The organism is Enterobacter sp. 342 (assembly GCF_036663495.1).
GTDB lineage: Bacteria > Pseudomonadota > Gammaproteobacteria > Enterobacterales > Enterobacteriaceae > Enterobacter.
Genome location: NZ_JAWUEI010000138.1, coordinates 1 through 467, shown reverse-complemented (window position 1 = coordinate 467; position 467 = coordinate 1). Strand labels below are relative to the sequence as shown.

The window sequence follows — 467 nt, the reverse complement described above, 5'->3', positions numbered from 1 at the left end:
TGATATGGCTCAGTTGGTAGAGCGCACCCTTGGTAAGGGTGAGGTCCCCAGTTCGACTCTGGGTATCAGCACCACTTCACTTCTCCTTCCCGTTTCTCTCTGTTTCAATTTTACTGTATTCAACAATTCAGGCATTTCGCCTGGTTGATGTGGTGATATCACCGATTTATCCGTGTCTTAGAGGGACAATCGATGTCTAAAGAAAAGTTTGAACGTACAAAACCGCACGTTAACGTCGGTACTATCGGCCACGTTGACCATGGTAAAACAACGCTGACCGCTGCAATCACTACCGTTCTGGCAAAAACCTACGGTGGTTCTGCTCGCGCATTCGACCAGATCGATAACGCACCAGAAGAAAAAGCTCGTGGTATCACCATCAACACTTCCCACGTTGAGTACGACACCCCGACTCGCCACTACGCACACGTAGACTGCCCAGGCCACGCCGACTATGTTAAAAACAT

The 467-nt window shown here is 49.0% G+C and carries 1 protein-coding gene; it reads left to right on the top strand.

All coding sequences use genetic code 11. The features are described 5' to 3' along the window. Window positions 1–192 precede the first annotated feature (192 nt). Window positions 193–467: GTP-binding protein (locus V6E55_RS25640; protein ID WP_044652937.1), on the top strand; the 275-nt coding region annotated here is incomplete at its 3' end.